Here is an 18,228-nt window from a genome sequence, read left to right on the forward strand (position 1 = left end):
GGTAGTGTGGAGCGTACGATCCAGCGTCCCTGGCATTCATTTTATCAGCACGGGGACGTTCATATACCGGAACAGTCCGTTTATACAATGCTTGAGAAAACCGCAGAGCGATATGGCGGGCAAACCGCAATCCTTTTTGAAGAATTAGAAATAATGTATCTGGAGCTGAAAAACAAAGTTGATAGGCTCGCAGGAAAATGGAATGAAATGGGGTTCAAAAAGGGTGACCGCATCGGATTGATGCTGGCCAATCATCCCGATTACGTGATTTCCTATTACGCCGCTCATGCACTGGGGCTGATTGTTGTCCAAATTAACCCGATGTACACAGCGAGAGAGCTGCTTCAAATTGTAGCAGATGCTGAAGTGACGACGATCGTTGCGGATGCAGCTGGCAGGAAAACCATTAATGAAGTCAGCGACCTTTATTCCTTTACCCATATGATGGCATCCCAGCTTTCTGACTCATACGGCCATTATCTGAAGCTTGAAGATCTGATTGCCTCTGGGATTTCTTTAAAACGTCCTGCCGAGATCAATGCGAAGGAAGATGTTGCAGTGATCCAGTACACAGGCGGAACCACCGGGAAAATGAAAGGCGCGATGCTGACTCATTTCAATCTTACAGCCAACGTCTACCAAAGCTACCTGATGTACGGGGATTCGATGATTCAGGGAAAAGAAACCGTCCTGATTGCAACACCGCTCTATCATGTGTATGCGATGACAAGCGGCATGAACCTGGGAATCTTCATTGGAGGGAGGCTGCTTTTATTCAGGAAGTTCGAGATTGATGATGTACTGGAAAAAATTAAAAAGCACCGTCCGACTTTTTTTCCAGGCGTGCCGAAGATGTATATCGCTTTCGTCAATCATCCTGAAATAGAAGAAGCAAAACTGAATTGTCTAAAGCTTTGTTCTTCAGGATCTGCACCGCTTCCGGTTGAAATCATTCAGCGATTTGAAAGCTTGACTGGAACGCGGATAGGGGAAGGATTCGGACTGTCAGAAGCTTCACCTTCCACACACCGCAATCCGCCGTTTGGCAAAAGAAAAATCGGCAGCATCGGCATTCCTGTTCCAGAAACCGACTGCATGATTGTCGATGAGGACAACCTTGCGCTCGGGCCTAAAAGTGTCGGAGAGCTTTTGATCAAGGGTCCGCAGATCATGAAGGGCTACTGGAACAATGAAGCTGAAACACATTCCGCTCTGCAGAATGGCTGGCTGTACACCGGGGATTTGGCGACGATGGATGAGGAAGGCTACTTTTATATTGTCGGCCGCAAGAAAGAAATGATCATATTGGGCGGCTTTAATATATATCCGCAGGAAATTGAAGGTGTACTCTATGAACATCCGGATGTCAAGGAAGCGGCTGTAGTCGGTCTGCCTGATGAGGAGCACGGAGAACGAGTGAAAGCGTACGTTGTTCCAAAGGATGGGAAGACGATTGATAAAGAAGAGCTGAGGGGCTATTGCTATACAAAACTAACACCCTATAAAGTTCCAAAGCAGTTTGAAGTGCGGGACAGCCTGCCGCGGAATACGGTTGGAAAACTATTAAAACGACTGCTTGTAAAAGAAGAAACAGAGAGAGGGGACAATCAAAATGGGAATTGAATCAATTGAAAATGTGGCTGTAATCGGAGCGGGGACGATGGGCTCGCAAATTGCGATGGTCTGTTCACTTGCCGGATATCCGGTCACGCTGCAGGATGTAAGCGCAGAAAGCCTTGAAAAAGCAAAGCAGTTTCTGGGAATTCAGATGGAGAAACGTGTTAAGAAAGGCAGGTTCACTGCTGAGGAGGTTGAAGCTGCGTTCAGCCGGATTACGTTTACCGCATCTCTTCATGAATTAAAGGAAGCGGATCTGGTCATTGAAGCGATTGTTGAAAAGCTGGATGTAAAAAGAGAGCTCTTTAAGAAGCTTGATGAAATTACACCGCCGCATGCTATTTTAGCGACTAACAGCTCAACGATTGTCAGTTCAAAGATAGCGGATGTAACGGGCCGTCCTGATAAGGTGTGCAACATTCACTTTTTTAATCCTGCATTAGTCATGGAGCTTGTAGAGGTTGTGAAAGGTCCGCACACTTCAGAAGAAACGGCTCAAACGTCGATGGACTTTGTGAAAAAGATTAATAAGCTGCCAGTTTTGCTGAATAAAGAAATCTCAGGATTCATTGCGAACCGAATTTTAGGAAAGCTGATGGATGAAGCGGTGTACCTGCTTGAAAACGGCTATGCCAGCCATGAAGAAATCGATCTCGTCTGTACAAAAGCACTGAATCATCCGATTGGACCATTCGCCTTAATGGATCTGACCGGCATTGATGTGAACTATTTTGTCAGAATGCAGCGCTATGAGGAAAGCGGAAACGAACGCGATAAGCCTGCCAGGATCGTTCAGGAAAAGGTAGAAAAAGGAGAGCTCGGCCGAAAAACAGGCAAAGGTTTTTACACATATGACAACCAAAAGGCTGCAGTGAAATAGGGGTGATTATGTGCAAAAAGTCAGTGTAATTGGTGCAGGTACAATGGGCCGCGGCATTGCCTATGCATGTGCGGCTGCAGGGTTTTCAGTTATTGTTCAGGATATTCATGAACAATCGCTGGATATTTGCAGATCTTATGTGTCGAGACAATTTGAAAAGGCAGGCAAGACAGATGCGGAAGCGAGCATTGTTTACACAACGGAACTAAAACAGGCTGCAGAAGATGCAGATCTCATTATTGAAGCAGTCCTTGAAGTAATGGAACTGAAAATCAGCGTGTTTAAAGAGCTAGACCGGTATGCAAAGCCGTCGGCTATTCTTGCAACGAATACGTCAACGATGAGCCCGACTGAAATCGGTGCGCAAACAAGCCGGCCCAAGCAGTGCATTGCGCTTCACTTTTTCAATCCGGTGCCAAAAATGAAGCTGATCGAAGTCATTTGCGGCCTGGAAACGTCACAAGAAACGATAGATGCCTGCTTCCAATTTGGGGAGGCGCTTGGAAAAGAATGCGTAAAGATCAATGAGTTCCCGGGTTTTGCAGTCAGCCGCATGAATTGCCTGATCGGAAACGAAGCGATGACGATGGTGATGGAGGGAGTCGGCTCGGTTCAGGATATCGATAAGGCGATGAAGCTTGGCCTAAATCATCCAATGGGACCGCTCGAGCTTGCTGACTTAGTGGGGCTTGATACGAGGCTTCGGAATATGGAATATCTTTATAAAACGCTCGGCGAAAAATTCCGTCCGTGTCCGATCCTTGTGAAGTATGTTAAAGCCGGCTGGCTCGGGAAGAAAAGCGGACGCGGGTTTTATGAATACAGCTAGGAGGCGGCCTTGATGAACTTTCAATTTGATGAGGACATTCAATTTTTAAAACGTAACGTCCGCGATTTTGTTCAAACAGAAGTTGAAGCCGTTGCCATGGAAATTGAGGAGTCTAATTCGATTCCTGAACGGATCATTGCCATGTCAAAGGAACTTGGGCTTTTCGGATTAAGCATTCCGGAGCAATACGGCGGACTTGGCATTGGCATGGTTGGCAAATGCGCTTTATATGAAGAAATCGGCGCTACACATAATGGTTATACAACCTTAATAGGTGCACATACAGGGATTGGAACAGTCGGCATCGTCGAGATGGGAAACGATCAGCAAAAGCAGAAATACCTCCCTGCCATGGCAAGCGGCGAGAAAATCGGTGCGTTTGCCCTTACTGAGCCAAGCGCTGGATCTAATGCGACAAATCTTAAGACAACTGCTGTGAAAAAAGGTGATAACTACATTCTGAACGGGACGAAGCATTACATCACGAATGCCACCGAGGCAGATGTCTTTACAGTAATGGCCGTAACAGACTCTTCAAAAGGAGCAAAGGGCATCACGTCTTTTATCATTGAAAAGGATTTTCCGGGATTTCAAGTAGGAGCTGTTGAAAAGAAAATGGGCCTGCGCGGTTCCCATTCTGCTGAAATCATTTTAGAAGATTGTGAGGTTCCAGCTGAAAATGTGCTTGGAGAGGAAGGGCAGGGGTACGTTAATGCTCTTAAAATTCTCGCAAATGGCCGCGCTGGTCTAGCAGCTCGAAATCTGGGATCCTGTCAAAAGCTGCTTGACCTCTCGATGACATATTCCCAGGAAAGAGTGCAATTTGATGTTCCTATTTTTGAACATCAGGCAGTTTCTCACATGATTGCCGAGATGGCAATGGAAATTGAAGCATTGCGGTCGTTTACTTACCGGGTTGCCTGGATGGTGGACGAGGGCATGAAGGTGATTAAAGAGGCGGCAATGCTGAAGCTGTTTGGATCTGAAGTTTATAACCGGGTAGCGGATAAAGCGGTTCAGGTTCATGGGGGAATCGGCTATATTGCAGATTACCCGATCGAACGATTTTTCCGCGATGCACGGATTACGAGAATTTATGAAGGCACATCTGAAATTCAGAAAAATATCATCGCAGGTCAGCTGAAAAAGCAATATCAATAAGGAAGGAGCTAAGAATCTATGGAAACCATTGTGATAGCAAGTGCTGTACGGACACCCATCGGCAGGTACGGAGGAGCGCTTAAAGATGTTGAGGCCAGTTTTTTGGCTTCCTATGCGATAAAAGAGGCTCTAAATAGAGCTGGAGTTGTTGCTGAACAGGTCGATGAAGTCATTTTAGGGGAAGTCAGACAAACGACTCTTGCTTCAAATGTTGCAAGAGTTGCAGCACTGAGAGCAGGTATTCCTGAAACAGCTCCTGCTTTTTCAATTAATCGCCTTTGCGCATCCGGCATGCAGGCAATCGCCTCTGCCGTGCAGCAAATTCAGTCAGGACAGGCTGAAATCGTGGTCGCCGGCGGCACGGAGAATATGAGCCAGGCTCCGATCTATCTTCGCGGATCCCGTTTTGGCGGAGATGCAGCACATCTGGTCGATTCGAATAAAGAGAACGGACAGCAGCCAAAGGAAACGTTTGGCGAGCATCTCGGCATGGGAATCACAGCTGAAAATGTGGCCGAGAAGTATCAGGTTTCAAGAGAAGATCAGGATGCCTTTGCCCTTGAAAGTCAAAAGAGAGCAGAACAGGCAGCTCGAAATCAGGTTTTCCAGGATGAAATTGTGCCGATTGATGTTCCTCATAAAAAAGGATCTACTTTATTTAATACCGATGAACACCCTCGCCCTGAAACTACTTATGAAAAGTTAGCACAATTAAAACCGGCATTCAGAAAGTCAGGAACGGTAACCGCCGGAAATGCCTGCGGCAGAAATGACGGGGCAGCTGCACTAGTTTTAATGACGGAAAGCAAAGCAGAAGAACTGAATATAAAACCGCTTGCGAGAGTAGTAGATTGGGCGGCAGCAGGTGTTTCCCCTGAAATTATGGGCATTGGTCCTGTACCAGCGGTGAGGAAGCTATTAGAAAGAACCAATAAAAGCATCGCAGACATAGATGTATTTGAACTAAATGAAGCCTTTGCTTCTCAGGCCCTTGCTGTTATCAGAGAATTAGAGATTGATAAGGAAAAAGTCAACGTCAACGGAGGGGCCATTGCACTCGGACATCCACTGGGTGCGACTGGTGCAAGAATTGTGACGACGCTTGTACATGAGATGAAACGGAGCAATCGCAAGCTTGGTGTAGCGACGCTCTGTGTCGGCGGCGGACAGGGAATGGCCATGATGATTGAACTTGTCTAAAGCGGAAAGGAGCGGGGCAAATGCTGGATATTATGCATTCTTCCTTTTTTGATCATTTGTCCCTCCGGAGGGAGCAGGATCAAGGAAAAGAAATTATCATTTCTGTCCTGATTGAGAATAAACATTTGGCCGATCCTCATACGATTGGAAGCGGCATTTTTTACACGATGCTTGATATTGCCATGGGGACAGCTGCATCTAAAGCGGGAGGTGCTCCCACTGCGACGATTGTTTTGAACACAACCATTTTTGATGCAGCCGTCAAGAGATCATTACTATGCAGGGCCAGAGTGACGCACTGTTCAGATAGCATGGCATCTGCTGAAGGCTGGGTTTACGATGAAAATCAAATTCTTATTGCGAAAAGCCAGGCAGACTTTAAACTGCTTAAAAAAAGGAGATGAAGAAAAATGAACGCTTTTGCCAATATCGAGGTCAGAAAATCAGACGGACTTACTTACCTTGTGATCAATCGACCGGAGCTTCGAAATGCTTTAAATAAAGAAACGTTAACTGAAATGATGGAAGCTTTAGAAATCCTGGCAGCAGATGATGAGACAGGGTGTGTCGTTTTTACCGGAAGCGGCGAAAAATCATTTGCAGCTGGAGCTGATATCGGCCAGCTGAAGTCCAGAACAGCACTGGATGTTTTTAATCGAGGGGGCATGCAGCAGGTTTATGATTACATAGAAGCCTACGATAAACCAACCATTGCCATGGTAAATGGCTTCGCTCTTGGGGGAGGCTGCGAGCTTGCGATGGCATGTGACATCCGGATTGCTTCAGAACATGCTAAATTCGGACTGCCGGAGCTGAATTTATCCATCATTCCAAGTGCAGGCGGCACACAGAGGCTTGCGAGGCTAGTTGGTAAAGGTGTGGCAATGGACATGATTTTAAGAGGGAAAATCATTGATGCAAAGGAAGCATACCGAATCGGGCTCGTTTCAGAGATTGCAGAAGCCGGAGAATTACAGGGAAAAACAGAAGAAGCAGCGAGACAAATTCTTTCAAAAGGTCCGCTTGCGGTCAAACTCGCAAAGCTTGCAGTGCATGCAGGGTTTGATGCCGATCAAAAAACAGGGCTTGTCATTGAAAAGCTTGCACAGGCTGTACTGTTTTCAACCGATGATAAAAATGAAGGAACATCTGCCTTTTTAGAAAAAAGAAAGCCTGAATTTACATCCAAATAAGAAGGGACGATTACTGTGGCCATTCTCGTTCATGACATTAGGGAAAGCTTTGAAAGCAGCCCTTTTTATAACCATATGGGAATCGAAATCCTTCATTTTGAAGAACATTCCGTCAAAATTAAACTTTCGATCAAAGAGCATGTGCTGAATGCAAATGGAACGCTGCACGGCGGCGTTCATGCAACCATGCTGGATTTTATTCAGGGTATGCTGCTCAGATCCATTACAAAAACAAGATGTGCCACAATGAATTTAAACGTCCAATACTTGGCGGCTATTTCAGAAGGCGACATTTTCGCAGAAGCAAATGTTCTGCAGCTCGGATACAAGGTAGCTTTTATGGAAGGTGAAATAAGAGATTTCTCTGGAAAAATATTGGCCAAGGGAACAGGGACGTTTAAATTAATCAGAGATGAAGATGGTATTTAGATAGTCGAAGATTATGCACAGGAAAAATGGCAGGGAGTCTAAATGACTGTTTTTCGGCGTCCGAAATAACTTGGGTGAAATGTAAACTATGCAGATCGGGATTTTTGTCCGGGTGATAGCCGGAGGAAGCGCAATTATGGATAAGTCGTCTTATAAACCCTTTACAAGTAAAGGGTTTTTCACCATTTTAGTTAAAATTATTGTATTCGGGATTACGTTTAAAAATCATTCTTTTACTCTATCAAATAAAAACTGGAGTAGGTTTTCTTTCATGTTTCATCTACTAAAATGTGTATCTATTAGGTCTTTATATCCATGGGAAATGAAGTAAATCTATTCGCTATCATGCATTTTTATGTAAATGTTATTGTAAAGTAATGATTTTTAATTTATAATTTTAAGAAAATTAGCAATACAAACAGGGGGAATATGGGTGAAGATATATGTCTCAGTTGACATGGAAGGAATCACTGGACTCGCTGATGAGACACATGTGAATTCATCCAGGCACAATTATGAACGCGGCCGCCAGATCATGACGGATGAAGCCAATTATGTCATTGAATCGGCTTTTGACGCTGGTGCGGAAGAAGTGATTGTCAATGACAGTCACTCTAAAATGAACAATTTGCTCATTGAAAGGCTGCATCCTGAAACACAGCTCATTACGGGGGATGTTAAGCCCTACAGTATGGTTCAAGGGCTAGATGACAGTTATTACGGGGCTATTTTCACCGGGTATCATGCACGCGCATCTAAAAAAGGTGTCATGTCCCACACGATGATTTTTGGTGTGAGAGAGATCTACATAAATGATGTTGCGGTAGGGGAGCTTGGCTTTAATGCATACGTTGCAGGCTATCACGGGGTTCCGGTCATTATGGTGGCTGGAGACGATCAGGCAGCAATGGAAGCAGAAGCACTCATTCCGAATATCACCACAGCTGTCGTAAAGGAGACGATTTCCAGATCGGTCGTAAAATCACTGACGCCGGTCAAGGCAGGGGAGCTGCTAAAAGAGAAAACAGCCCTTGCCATTAAAAACAGAGAAAACGTAAAGCCGCTCACTCCTCCAGACCGTCCGCTTATGGCCATTGAGTTTGCAAACTATGGACAAGCTGAATGGGCAGCGCTTATGCCCGGAACAGAGCACGTAGAAAACACCACGATTGTCCGTTTCCAGGCAAGCGACATTCTTGAAGCCTACCGGGCGATGCTTGTCATGACGGAGCTTGCGATGAGAACGACATTCTGTTAGGAAGTGAGAACTTATGAATACATATCTTTTTAAACGTCTGCTTTCGATGATCCTTACGCTTTGGCTGATTATTACGCTCACGTTCGTCCTGATGCATACTATTCCAGGTTCGCCTTTTAACGAAGAGCGGGGGACAAGCGAAGCCGTACAGCGAAATCTTGAAGCTTTCTATCATTTGGACGAACCGCTTCCTGTGCAATATGCGATGTACATGAAGTCACTTGTCACCTTTGATTTCGGCCCTTCTATTAAAAAGTCTTCGCAAACAGTCAATGAATTGCTTGGCCGCGGCTTTCCGGTTTCTTTTGAGCTTGGAATTGTCACGCTCGTTGTAGCTGTATTTTCAGGGATTGCGCTTGGCATCATTGCAGCGCTCCGCCACAACGGTTTCATTGATTATTTAGCGATGACCATCGCCGTTCTGGGTATATCCGTTCCAAACTTTATCATGGCGACCCTCTTAATTCAAAATCTGGCCGTTAATCTAAAAATACTTCCTGCTGCGACATGGTCGAGCCCGATGCACATGATTCTGCCTACACTCGCGCTTGCTACAGGACCGATGGCCATTATTGCCCGTCTGACACGCTCAAGCATGCTTGAAGTGCTGACTCAGGATTACATAAGAACAGCCCGTGCAAAAGGACTTTCACCTGTCAAAATCGTGTTCAAGCATGCGCTGAGAAACGCCCTTCTTCCGGTTGTAACAGTCCTTGGCACGCTTGCAGCAAGTATCTTAACAGGAACATTTGTTATTGAGAAAATATTTGCGATTCCTGGCATGGGAAAATACTTCATCGAAAGCATTGGCACCCGTGACTACCCAGTCATCATGGGCACGACCGTCTTCTACAGCACGATTCTGATCGTGATGCTTTTCCTTGTCGATGTTGCTTATGGAATTTTAGATCCAAGAATTCAATTAAATAAAAGGGAGGGAAGATAATGGAGCTCAGAAAACAGCACGATCCTTCCCGGGATATCCCTGATGATTGGTTTGTTCCGAAATCGAGGGACAGGCAGGCTGCAGAAGCCGTCGTCAGACCAAGTCTTTCCTACTGGCACGATGCCTGGAGAAGACTGCGTAAAAATAAGCTTGCGATGACAGGCTTGATCTTCTTGATTTTTATTACATTCATGGCCATTTTTGGACCGATTATTTCACCCCATTCTGTCCGAACACAAATTCTGACCGATCAAAATCTGCCTCCATCAGCCAAATACTGGTTCGGAACAGATGAACTTGGACGCGATGTTTTTACTAGAACATGGTACGGAGCGAGAATTTCGCTTTTCGTTGCAGCGATTGCCGCATTAATTGACTTTGCAATCGGCGTTCTCTACGGAGGCATTGCCGGCTATAAAGGAGGCAAAATCGATCATTACATGATGCGCGTCGTTGAAGTCCTGTACGGCCTTCCGTATTTGCTTGTCGTTATTTTGCTCATGGTCGTGATGGGACCTGGTTTATTTACGATTATCGTAGCCCTGACCGTCACAGGCTGGATTGGGATGGCGAGGATAGTAAGGGGACAGGTGCTTCAAATCAAAAACTATGAATTTGTTCATGCATCTAAATCATTCGGCACGAAAACAAGCAGGATCATCCGGAAAAACCTGCTTCCAAACACAATGGGCCCGATTATTGTTCAAATTACACTTACCGTTCCATCTGCTATTTTTGCAGAAGCGTTCCTGAGCTTTCTCGGACTTGGCATCCAGGCTCCGTTTGCAAGCTGGGGTGTGATGGCAAGTGATGCTCTTTCAACAATCTTAACAGGACACTGGTGGCGCCTCTTTTTTCCTGCCCTGTGCATCTCTCTGACAATGTTTGCCTTTAACGTGCTCGGAGACGGACTGCAGGATGCGCTTGATCCAAAGCTAAGGAGGTAACATCATGGAAAAAGTACTGGAAGTAAACGACCTCCACGTGTCATTTAAAACATACGGAGGACGCGTAAAGGCGGTAAGGGGAGTAACCTTTGATTTACGGAAAGGCGAAACGCTCGCAATCGTAGGAGAATCCGGCTGCGGAAAAAGTGTGACTTCACAAAGCATTATGCGCCTTATACCTGAACCACCGGGAACAATTGATTCAGGCTCCATCCTTTTTAAAGGAAAAGATGTAACAAAAATGAAGGAAAAAGAGCTGAGAAAGCTTCGCGGCGCAGACATTTCAATGATCTTCCAGGATCCGATGACAGCACTGAATCCGACGCTCACCATCGGAGATCAAATCATGGAAGGCATTATCCAGCATGAGAGCATGCCGAAAGAAAAAGCAAAACAAAAAGCTCTTGAGATGATGAATCTTGTTGGCATTCCAAGCCCTGAAGCGCGCTTAAAGCAGTATCCGCATCAATTCAGCGGCGGGATGAGGCAGAGAATCGTCATTGCGATGGCGCTTGTCTGTGAGCCGGAAGTGCTGATTGCTGATGAACCGACGACCGCACTTGATGTGACGATTCAGGCTCAAATTCTCGATCTGTTCCGTGACATTCAGAAGAAAACAGGGGTATCCATTATTCTGATAACCCATGACCTGGGGGTGGTCGCTCAAGTTGCTGACCGCGTTGCGGTTATGTATGCCGGAAAAATTGTAGAAGCAGGCTCTAGAAGAGAAATTTTCTATCAGCCTCAGCATCCATATACAAAGGGTTTGCTTCGTTCCATCCCGCGGCTTGATATTGAGGGAGAAGAGCTGATTCCGATTGCGGGTTCGCCGCCGGATTTATTTTCGCCTCCTGAAGGGTGCCCGTTTGCGGCAAGGTGCGAATATGCGATGGAAGTATGTGACCGAGTGTATCCTTTTACGTCAGCATTAAGCAAAGAGCACCAAGTAGACTGCTGGCTTCAGGACAGCCGCGCATTAGCTGCAGCATCAATGAAATAACATATAGATCAAGATTAAGAGGGGGAGTATTATGAAAAAGTGGATGGCGATGTTCCTGACTGCCTTGCTTGTATTCGTGCTTGCAGCATGTACAGCAAATGAGAGTGCAGGAAAAGACACAGGAAAAGACGAAAAAGAGAAAGAGAAAATTTTGCACCTGAACAACGGGGCTGAACCAACTTCGTTTGATCCGGTTATCGGATTTGACGCTGTTTCATGGAATGCGCTGAACAATTTAATGGAAGGTCTTACCCGTCTGGGGAAAGATCATGAGCCAGAAGCCGCAGCGGCTGAGAAATGGGACGTTTCTGAAGATGGCAAAACGTACACGTTCCACATTCGCGAAAATGCAAAATGGTCAAACGGCGATGATTTAACAGCTGATGATTTCGTCTTTGCTTGGAAACGTCTTTTAAATCCTGAAACAGGATCAGGGGCAGCATTTTTAGGATACTTCATTGAGGGCGGAGAAGCTTACAACAGCGGAACTGGCTCTGCAGATGATGTCAAAGTGAAAGCTGTTGACAAAAAAACATTTGAGGTTACGTTAATCAGCCCTCAAGCATACTTCTTAAGTGTGATTGCAAACCCGGCATTTTTCCCGGTAAATGAAAAAGTTGCGACAGAAACACCGGACTGGTTTGCAGAAGCTGACACATTCGTCGGAAACGGACCTTTCTCATTAGAGTCATGGGAGCATGACAAAGAATTTATGATGAAGAAAAACGATCAGTACTGGGATGCAAAAAACGTGAAGCTTGATGGCGTACATTGGGCAATCGTAGAAGATACAAATACAGAATACCAGCTTTACCAAACAGGCGAACTGGATACATCTGATGTACCGGCTGACTTGGCAGAATCACTTTTTGAAGAAGGAAAAGCAAATGTTGAGGAGCAGGCTGGCGATTACTTCTACCGCATGAACGTAACGCTTGAACCGTTCCAGAATGTTAACATCCGCAAAGCATTCGCAATGGCTGTTGACCAAAAGCAAATCGTTGATTTTGTAACAAAAAATCAGGAAACAGCTGCATATGGTTTCGTTTCACCCGGCTTTAAAGATCCATCAGGCAAAGACTTCCGCGAAGCAAGCGGCGACCTTGTGAAAACAGATGCTGCTGAAGCTAAAGCATTGCTTGAAAAAGGCATGAAAGAAGAAGGCTATGACAAGCTTCCTGAAGTAACATTGACTTACAGCACAGATGATACGCACAAGAAAATTGCAGAAGCGCTTCAGCAAATGTTTAAAGAAAATTTAGGCGTGGATGTGAAGCTTGCTAACCTTGAAGCGAACGTGTTCGCCACCGATCAGAAGGCGTTGAAATTCCAATTGTCACGCAGTTCTTTCTTAGCAGACTATGCTGATCCTGTGAACTTCCTTGAGAACTTCCAAACAGGACACAGCATGAACCGCACAGGCTGGACAAATGCGGAGTATGATCAATTGATCAAAGACTCTAAAAATGAATCTGACGAAGCAAAACGCTTTGAGATGCTGTACAAAGCAGAAAAGATTTTATTTGAAGAAGCACCGATCATTCCGATCCATTTCTACAACCAGGTTTACCTGCAAAATGAAGATGTATCAGGCATCGTCCGTCACCCTGTCGGATATTTAGAATTAAAATGGGCAGATAAGAAGTAAGCCATGCAAAAGGGGTGTTCAGCTGTTTGAACATCCCTTTTCTATATAAAGGAGACTACTAGAATGATAAAACCTCAGGCGTTAAAAAAAGGCGACACAATCGGCATCATTTCCCCGGCAAGTCCTCCAAATCAAGAGAACCTGAAGCGCTCTCTTTCTTTTTTAGAAGAAACAGGCCTGAAATTCAAACTCGGAAAACATATTGAACGCGAATACGGATATCTTGCAGGAACAGATGAAGAAAGAGCAGAAGATGTTCATACTATGTTTCAGGATCAAGAAGTGAAAGCGATCATCTGCGCGTGCGGCGGATTTGGAACAGCCCGCATGGCTTCACTCTTAGACTATGATCTTATTGAAAAGAACCCGAAGATTTTCTGGGGCTACAGCGATATCACTTTTTTGCATACAGCCATCAGACAGAAAACCGGTCTTATTACGTTTCACGGTCCGATGCTCAGCTCTGATTTTGGAGAAGAAGCTGGTGTTCTTCCGTTAACAAAACAGTATTTTCAACAGCTTTTTGAGAAGAGTCCGCTTACTTATGACGAATCACTTTCGCCACTTGAAGTGATGATTGAAGGCAATGCAAGCGGGGAGCTGGTTGGCGGGAATCTATCATTAATCACAAGCTCTGTCGGTACAGATTATGAGATTGATACAAAAGGGAAACTGCTGTTAATCGAGGACATTGATGAAGAGCCATATGCAGTTGACCGCATGATGAATCAGCTTTATATGGCAGGGAAATTAACGGATGCAGCAGGTATTCTGGTTGCTGATTTTCATAACTGTGTTCCTCAAAAACGGAAAAAGTCGATTTCGCTTGATGAAGTGCTGGCTCATTACATCAAACTCGCTAACAAACCGGCACTAAAAGGATTTAAAATCGGACACTGCAGTCCTAATATCTCTATTCCGCTTGGTACACATGCAGAAATGAATACATATGAGAAAACGGTTGTGATTGAAAGCGGGATTCTTTAAAAAGGGTGGATTTCTATGAAAATCGAAAAGATTGAAACATTTCGGGCAGCTGTCCCTTTGACAAAGCCCTTTAAAACGGCTCTGCGGACAGTTGTGACGGCAGAATCCGTCATCGTGAAAGTGACGTGCGAAAGCGGTATTGCCGGATGGGGTGAAGCGCCGCCGACACTTGTGATTACCGGTGATAGTCTGCCGAGTATAGAAGCCAGTATTCATCAAGTGCTGAAGCCGTTTTTAATCGGAAAAAATCTATTGAACTACGAAGTTATTTTCCAGGGAATACAAACCATTTTAGTAGGCAATTCCAGTGCAAAAGCTGCGATTGATATGGCTCTTTATGATTGTCTTGCCAAACATAGCAGACTGCCGCTTTATCAATATTTAGGCGGATATAAAGAGGAGATGGAAACGGATTTTACCGTCAGTGTAAATGACGTGCGCGAAATGGGAGAAGATGCGGTTTCCTATATCCAGCAAGGGTTTAATGTACTAAAGGTTAAAGTGGGACTTGGCGACAGCGCACTGGATATCGACCGGATCCGGGAAATCAGAAGCCGAGTCGGTCCGGATATTAAAATCCGGCTCGATGCCAATCAAGGATGGAAGCCGAAAGAAGCGGTCAATGTGATCGGCAAAATGGAAGACCTTGGCTTGAACATTGAATTAGTGGAGCAGCCGGTTAAAGCTCATGACATAGAGGGGTTAAAACAAGTAACAGATGCCGTGGAAACGCCGATTATGGCAGATGAAAGCGTGTTTACTCCAAAGCAGGCGTTTGACGTGCTGAAAACGAGAAGTGCGGATTTGATTAATATCAAATTAATGAAAGCAGGGGGCATCTATCAAGCTTCCATCATCAATCAGCTTGCTGAAATCTGCGGAGTGGAATGCATGGTCGGAAGCATGATTGAAACGCGAATCGGCATCACCGCCGCCGCGCACTTTGCAGCAGCCAAAAAGAACATTACACGTTTTGATTTTGATGCCCCGCTTATGCTTGCGAAAGAAATTGTAGAGGGCGGAGTCCGGTATAGCGGCAGAAAAATGACATTTTCAGAAGGAAATGGACTGGGAATTTCAGATGTCCTTCTAAACGATGGGGAGGTTATGGCAAAATGACGATACGAAAAGGCAGAGTTGCGGTATCCGTTGCAACCGTTTGGACGGCAAAGGATTCCGCACGGGAGCTGGATAAAAACGCCGTTGTGAATCCTGTTGATATTGACTCATGGCTTGGAGGACTGACTTATGAAACAAGCCTTGCTCTTTGCAATGAAAATCGAATTCAGACACAGGCTTTGCTTGGGGAAGAAGTATGGATTATGGACGAAGAGGACGGCTATGCACATGTGATTATTCCGGCTCAGTCCTCTTCAAAGGATGAAAGAGGATATCCGGGGTGGATGCCGCTTTGTCAAATCGAAGAGAAGGCGGAATCTTTGGAAGGAACGATTGCAGTCGTTCAAAGCAAAAAAGCGATGCTTTATGCTGAAGATGAAACTCCTCAATTTGCATTGAGTTTTCAAACTGTTTTGCCTGTATTAATAGAAGGAACAGAATGGATTGAAGTTGAAACTCCAGATGGAAAAGGGAAACTGAAGGCAGCGGATGTTTCCATCTTTGATGGGTTTGATAGTGTGCCTAAAGGAAGCGGCGGGGATATCGTTGCTGATGGCGAAAGATTTATCGGCCTTCCTTATCTTTGGGGCGGAATGAGCAGCTTCGGCTTTGATTGCTCCGGTTTCAGCTACACAATGTGCAAAGCAAATGGATACATCATTCCAAGGGATGCTCATGATCAGGCTGCTTCAGGTGAAAAAGTGGAACTGGACTCGATGGAGCCTGGAGATTTATTGTTTTTTGCATACGAAGAAGGAAAAGGAAGTCTTCATCACGTGGGCATTTATTATGGAGACGGCAAGCTGCTTCATTCTCCGAACACCGGGAAATCAATTGAGATTCTGGACATGGCCGGAACCATATATGAAAAGGAATTATGTGCAGCTAGACGCTATTGGCTAAAGACGGAGGGATAACAGTGGAGAATTTGCTTGAAGTACGAAATTTAAAGAAACATTTTCATCTTGGTAAAGGGTCAACACTAAAAGCAGTAGACGGCATTTCATTCACGGTGAAAAAGGGTGAAACATTCGGCATCGTCGGGGAATCAGGGTGCGGAAAATCAACTGCCGGCAGGACGATTCTCGGTTTATACGACCAGACAGAAGGAGAAGTTCTTTTCAACGGTAAAAACATTCATGATTTAAAAGGAAAAGACAAATTTGCCTACTACCGGCAGATGCAAATGATTTTTCAGGATCCATATGCCTCATTAAATCCGAGGTCAACGGTCCTTGAAATCATTTCTGAACCGATGGAAGTTCACGGCATGTACAAGAATAAACAGGGCCGTACGGAAAAAGTGCATCAGCTCCTTGAAGATGTAGGCTTAAACCGTGATCATGCAAACCGTTACCCGCACGAATTCAGCGGCGGCCAAAGACAGCGGATCGGCATTGCACGAGCCCTTGCCCTTGACCCGGAATTCATTATTGCCGATGAGCCGATTTCAGCACTCGATGTATCTGTCCAGGCTCAAGTTGTCAATCTAATGAAACGTCTGCAAAAGGAAAAAGGACTAACCTACCTCTTTATTGCGCATGACCTTTCCATGGTCAAACAAATCAGCGACCGTATTGGGGTTATGTATCTGGGCCACCTTGTTGAGCAGACCGCAAGCAGCGAGCTGTACAAAAAACCGCTCCATCCATACACACAGGCTTTGCTGACTGCCATTCCGATTCCTGATCCCGATATAGAGGACAAGCGGGAGCGCATTATTCTTCAGGGTGAGCTGCCAAGCCCGATGAGTCCACCGAGCGGCTGTGTATTCAGAACACGCTGTTCCTATGCGATGGAAGCCTGCGCTTCAAAAAAGCCAGTGTGGCAGGAAGTAGAAGAAAATCATTTCGTTGCCTGTCATTTGTATGACAAGAGGATCATGGGCGACCAGGATTTTTCTCAAATCGCAGCAACGAAATGACGGTGAACTTAGAGCTAAAGCTGCAGGAATTAATAGATCGCTGTCCAGGAAGAATTGGACTCGCGATCGATTTTGACGGCGAAATCATCAAACGGAACAGCCGCGGAATCTTTTCATCAGCGAGTCTGATTAAACTGCCTATCTTCCTGACAGCTTTTCGTCAAAAAGAGCGCGGTATTCTTTCATTAGATGAAAAAGTGAACCTTCATGACATTGAAAAAACAGGCGGAGCAGGTGTCCTGCAGTCTTTCTCAGATGACTCCGTCTTAACTGTTTCTGATTTGCTTTCATTAATGATCATCGTGTCCGATAATGCGGCGACTAACTATATGATCCATAAAGCTTCCAGACCGGCGATCCACGCCTGTATGAAGGATCTGAACCTAACAGGTACTGAGCTGAACCGGAATATGATGGATTTGGAAGCAATCAAAAACGGTCTGAATAACTGGACGACTGCTGATGACATGCTGAAATGTTTGAAAGCAATCGGCGAGGACGGCTTTCTCACGGAAGTAAGCAGAAAACAAATAGAAGACATCCTGCAAAAGCAGCAATTCACAGACAAGCTTCCCTATCATATGGACAAGGATAAGGTATACGCAGGCAACAAAACCGGTGAGCTGCCAGGTATTGAGCATGATTGCGCCATCATCCGCTTTAGTGATCGGACGGCTTATGCCGCCGTTCTGATGGATCAGCTTCAAAATAAGGAAGCAGGCAGAAGAACAATCAGTGAAATTGGCAAGTTCATTTATGATGAGCTATTAATGGATAATCAATTCAGTTAACACAGAAAAAAAGAGGCTGGTACAAAAGGTTTTCAGCCAAAGAAAAATCCGAACTATTATGTGAAATTCCAACTTGAATTTCGTTTTAGTTCGGATTTTTTCTTTGGCTCTTTTCATAAATATTGTTGCTGCAGGACTAAATGTTAGAAACCTTAAGTGGATAGCAGCGGATAAACTTGACTCCTGCGGGAAATAGAGCAAAATGGGAGACCCCACAGGCAAGGCCGAGGAGGCTCCCATGCTCCCCGCGGAAAGCAAGTTCCTGGAGCGGAAAGGAACGAGCAATATTTATCATCAAA

Annotated in this window: 18 protein-coding genes; all 18 read left to right on the forward strand. The window is 45.2% G+C overall.

Annotation, left to right across the window (positions count from 1 at the left end):
• Positions 1 to 6: 6 nt before the first annotated feature.
• The 18 genes from AC3ISE_RS06850 (at position 7) to AC3ISE_RS06935 (ending at position 17,929) form a co-directional block, all read left to right on the forward strand.
• Positions 7 to 1,623: a long-chain-fatty-acid--CoA ligase gene (locus AC3ISE_RS06850; RefSeq protein WP_489223591.1), complete on the forward strand. Its 1,617-nt coding sequence runs from the start codon at positions 7 to 9 to the stop codon at positions 1,621 to 1,623.
• The gene (locus AC3ISE_RS06855) at positions 1,613 to 2,497 is read left to right on the forward strand and encodes a 3-hydroxyacyl-CoA dehydrogenase family protein (RefSeq protein ID WP_489223592.1); all 885 of its coding nucleotides are present in this window, start codon (positions 1,613 to 1,615) and stop codon (positions 2,495 to 2,497) included. Before AC3ISE_RS06850 ends, AC3ISE_RS06855 begins: the two co-directional genes overlap by 11 nt.
• Positions 2,498 to 2,507: 10 nt before the next feature.
• Positions 2,508 to 3,326 carry a 3-hydroxyacyl-CoA dehydrogenase family protein gene (locus tag AC3ISE_RS06860; RefSeq protein ID WP_489223593.1) on the forward strand — a complete coding sequence of 273 codons (819 nt, stop codon included), beginning with the start codon at positions 2,508 to 2,510 and terminating at the stop codon, positions 3,324 to 3,326.
• Positions 3,327 to 3,338: 12 nt separating this feature from the next.
• The gene (locus AC3ISE_RS06865; RefSeq protein WP_489223594.1) at positions 3,339 to 4,487 is read left to right on the forward strand and encodes an acyl-CoA dehydrogenase family protein; all 1,149 of its coding nucleotides are present in this window, start codon (positions 3,339 to 3,341) and stop codon (positions 4,485 to 4,487) included.
• An 18-nt stretch (positions 4,488 to 4,505) separates the two neighbouring features.
• Complete coding sequence (locus AC3ISE_RS06870) at positions 4,506 to 5,687, forward strand: thiolase family protein (protein WP_489223595.1); 1,182 nt, start codon at positions 4,506 to 4,508, stop codon at positions 5,685 to 5,687.
• Positions 5,688 to 5,707: 20 nt separating this feature from the next.
• Complete coding sequence (locus AC3ISE_RS06875) at positions 5,708 to 6,091, forward strand: PaaI family thioesterase (RefSeq protein WP_489223596.1); 384 nt, start codon at positions 5,708 to 5,710, stop codon at positions 6,089 to 6,091.
• A gap of 6 nt (positions 6,092 to 6,097) precedes the next feature.
• Positions 6,098 to 6,880: an enoyl-CoA hydratase/isomerase family protein gene (locus tag AC3ISE_RS06880; RefSeq protein WP_489223597.1), complete on the forward strand. Its 783-nt coding sequence runs from the start codon at positions 6,098 to 6,100 to the stop codon at positions 6,878 to 6,880.
• 15 nt (positions 6,881 to 6,895) lie between these two features.
• Positions 6,896 to 7,309, forward strand: coding sequence for a PaaI family thioesterase (locus AC3ISE_RS06885; RefSeq protein WP_489223598.1), 414 nt, complete (start codon positions 6,896 to 6,898; stop codon positions 7,307 to 7,309).
• 433 nt (positions 7,310 to 7,742) lie between these two features.
• Complete coding sequence (locus tag AC3ISE_RS06890) at positions 7,743 to 8,567, forward strand: M55 family metallopeptidase (protein ID WP_489223599.1); 825 nt, start codon at positions 7,743 to 7,745, stop codon at positions 8,565 to 8,567.
• 13 nt (positions 8,568 to 8,580) lie between these two features.
• Entirely contained in the window at positions 8,581 to 9,513 is a 933-nt protein-coding gene (locus AC3ISE_RS06895) for an ABC transporter permease (protein ID WP_309191075.1), read from the forward strand.
• Entirely contained in the window at positions 9,513 to 10,460 is a 948-nt protein-coding gene (locus tag AC3ISE_RS06900; protein ID WP_489223600.1) for an ABC transporter permease, read from the forward strand. Before AC3ISE_RS06895 ends, AC3ISE_RS06900 begins: the two co-directional genes overlap by 1 nt.
• A 4-nt stretch (positions 10,461 to 10,464) precedes the next feature.
• Positions 10,465 to 11,460, forward strand: a complete 996-nt coding sequence (locus tag AC3ISE_RS06905; RefSeq protein ID WP_489223601.1) for an ABC transporter ATP-binding protein — start codon at positions 10,465 to 10,467, stop codon at positions 11,458 to 11,460.
• 31 nt (positions 11,461 to 11,491) lie between these two features.
• Positions 11,492 to 13,108, forward strand: coding sequence for a peptide ABC transporter substrate-binding protein (locus AC3ISE_RS06910; protein WP_489223602.1), 1,617 nt, complete (start codon positions 11,492 to 11,494; stop codon positions 13,106 to 13,108).
• 63 nt (positions 13,109 to 13,171) lie between these two features.
• The gene (locus tag AC3ISE_RS06915; protein ID WP_489223603.1) at positions 13,172 to 14,095 is read left to right on the forward strand and encodes a S66 peptidase family protein; all 924 of its coding nucleotides are present in this window, start codon (positions 13,172 to 13,174) and stop codon (positions 14,093 to 14,095) included.
• 15 nt (positions 14,096 to 14,110) lie between these two features.
• Positions 14,111 to 15,214 carry a dipeptide epimerase gene (locus AC3ISE_RS06920; RefSeq protein ID WP_489223604.1) on the forward strand — a complete coding sequence of 368 codons (1,104 nt, stop codon included), beginning with the start codon at positions 14,111 to 14,113 and terminating at the stop codon, positions 15,212 to 15,214.
• Positions 15,211 to 16,131, forward strand: a complete 921-nt coding sequence (locus AC3ISE_RS06925) for a C40 family peptidase (protein ID WP_489223605.1) — start codon at positions 15,211 to 15,213, stop codon at positions 16,129 to 16,131. Before AC3ISE_RS06920 ends, AC3ISE_RS06925 begins: the two co-directional genes overlap by 4 nt.
• Positions 16,128 to 17,138, forward strand: a complete 1,011-nt coding sequence (locus tag AC3ISE_RS06930; protein ID WP_489224284.1) for an ABC transporter ATP-binding protein — start codon at positions 16,128 to 16,130, stop codon at positions 17,136 to 17,138. Before AC3ISE_RS06925 ends, AC3ISE_RS06930 begins: the two co-directional genes overlap by 4 nt.
• The gene (locus tag AC3ISE_RS06935; RefSeq protein WP_489223606.1) at positions 17,135 to 17,929 is read left to right on the forward strand and encodes a serine hydrolase; all 795 of its coding nucleotides are present in this window, start codon (positions 17,135 to 17,137) and stop codon (positions 17,927 to 17,929) included. Before AC3ISE_RS06930 ends, AC3ISE_RS06935 begins: the two co-directional genes overlap by 4 nt.
• Positions 17,930 to 18,228 lie beyond the last annotated feature (299 nt).

It is taken from the genome of Metabacillus sp. KH_069 (assembly GCF_057838075.1).

What these genes read in the sequence shown, in the direction of transcription:
- AC3ISE_RS06855 (WP_489223592.1), top strand. Translation starts at nt 1,613, where the DNA reads ATGGGAATTGAATCAATTGAAAATGTGGCTGTAATCGGAGCGGGGACG.
- AC3ISE_RS06865 (WP_489223594.1), top strand. Translation starts at nt 3,339, where the DNA reads ATGAACTTTCAATTTGATGAGGACATTCAATTTTTAAAACGTAACGTC.
- AC3ISE_RS06870 (WP_489223595.1), top strand. Translation starts at nt 4,506, where the DNA reads ATGGAAACCATTGTGATAGCAAGTGCTGTACGGACACCCATCGGCAGG.
- AC3ISE_RS06875 (WP_489223596.1), top strand. Translation starts at nt 5,708, where the DNA reads ATGCTGGATATTATGCATTCTTCCTTTTTTGATCATTTGTCCCTCCGG.
- AC3ISE_RS06880 (WP_489223597.1), top strand. Translation starts at nt 6,098, where the DNA reads ATGAACGCTTTTGCCAATATCGAGGTCAGAAAATCAGACGGACTTACT.
- AC3ISE_RS06895 (WP_309191075.1), top strand. Translation starts at nt 8,581, where the DNA reads ATGAATACATATCTTTTTAAACGTCTGCTTTCGATGATCCTTACGCTT.
- AC3ISE_RS06900 (WP_489223600.1), top strand. Translation starts at nt 9,513, where the DNA reads ATGGAGCTCAGAAAACAGCACGATCCTTCCCGGGATATCCCTGATGAT.
- AC3ISE_RS06905 (WP_489223601.1), top strand. Translation starts at nt 10,465, where the DNA reads ATGGAAAAAGTACTGGAAGTAAACGACCTCCACGTGTCATTTAAAACA.
- AC3ISE_RS06910 (WP_489223602.1), top strand. Translation starts at nt 11,492, where the DNA reads ATGAAAAAGTGGATGGCGATGTTCCTGACTGCCTTGCTTGTATTCGTG.
- AC3ISE_RS06915 (WP_489223603.1), top strand. Translation starts at nt 13,172, where the DNA reads ATGATAAAACCTCAGGCGTTAAAAAAAGGCGACACAATCGGCATCATT.
- AC3ISE_RS06920 (WP_489223604.1), top strand. Translation starts at nt 14,111, where the DNA reads ATGAAAATCGAAAAGATTGAAACATTTCGGGCAGCTGTCCCTTTGACA.
- AC3ISE_RS06925 (WP_489223605.1), top strand. Translation starts at nt 15,211, where the DNA reads ATGACGATACGAAAAGGCAGAGTTGCGGTATCCGTTGCAACCGTTTGG.
- AC3ISE_RS06935 (WP_489223606.1), top strand. Translation starts at nt 17,135, where the DNA reads ATGACGGTGAACTTAGAGCTAAAGCTGCAGGAATTAATAGATCGCTGT.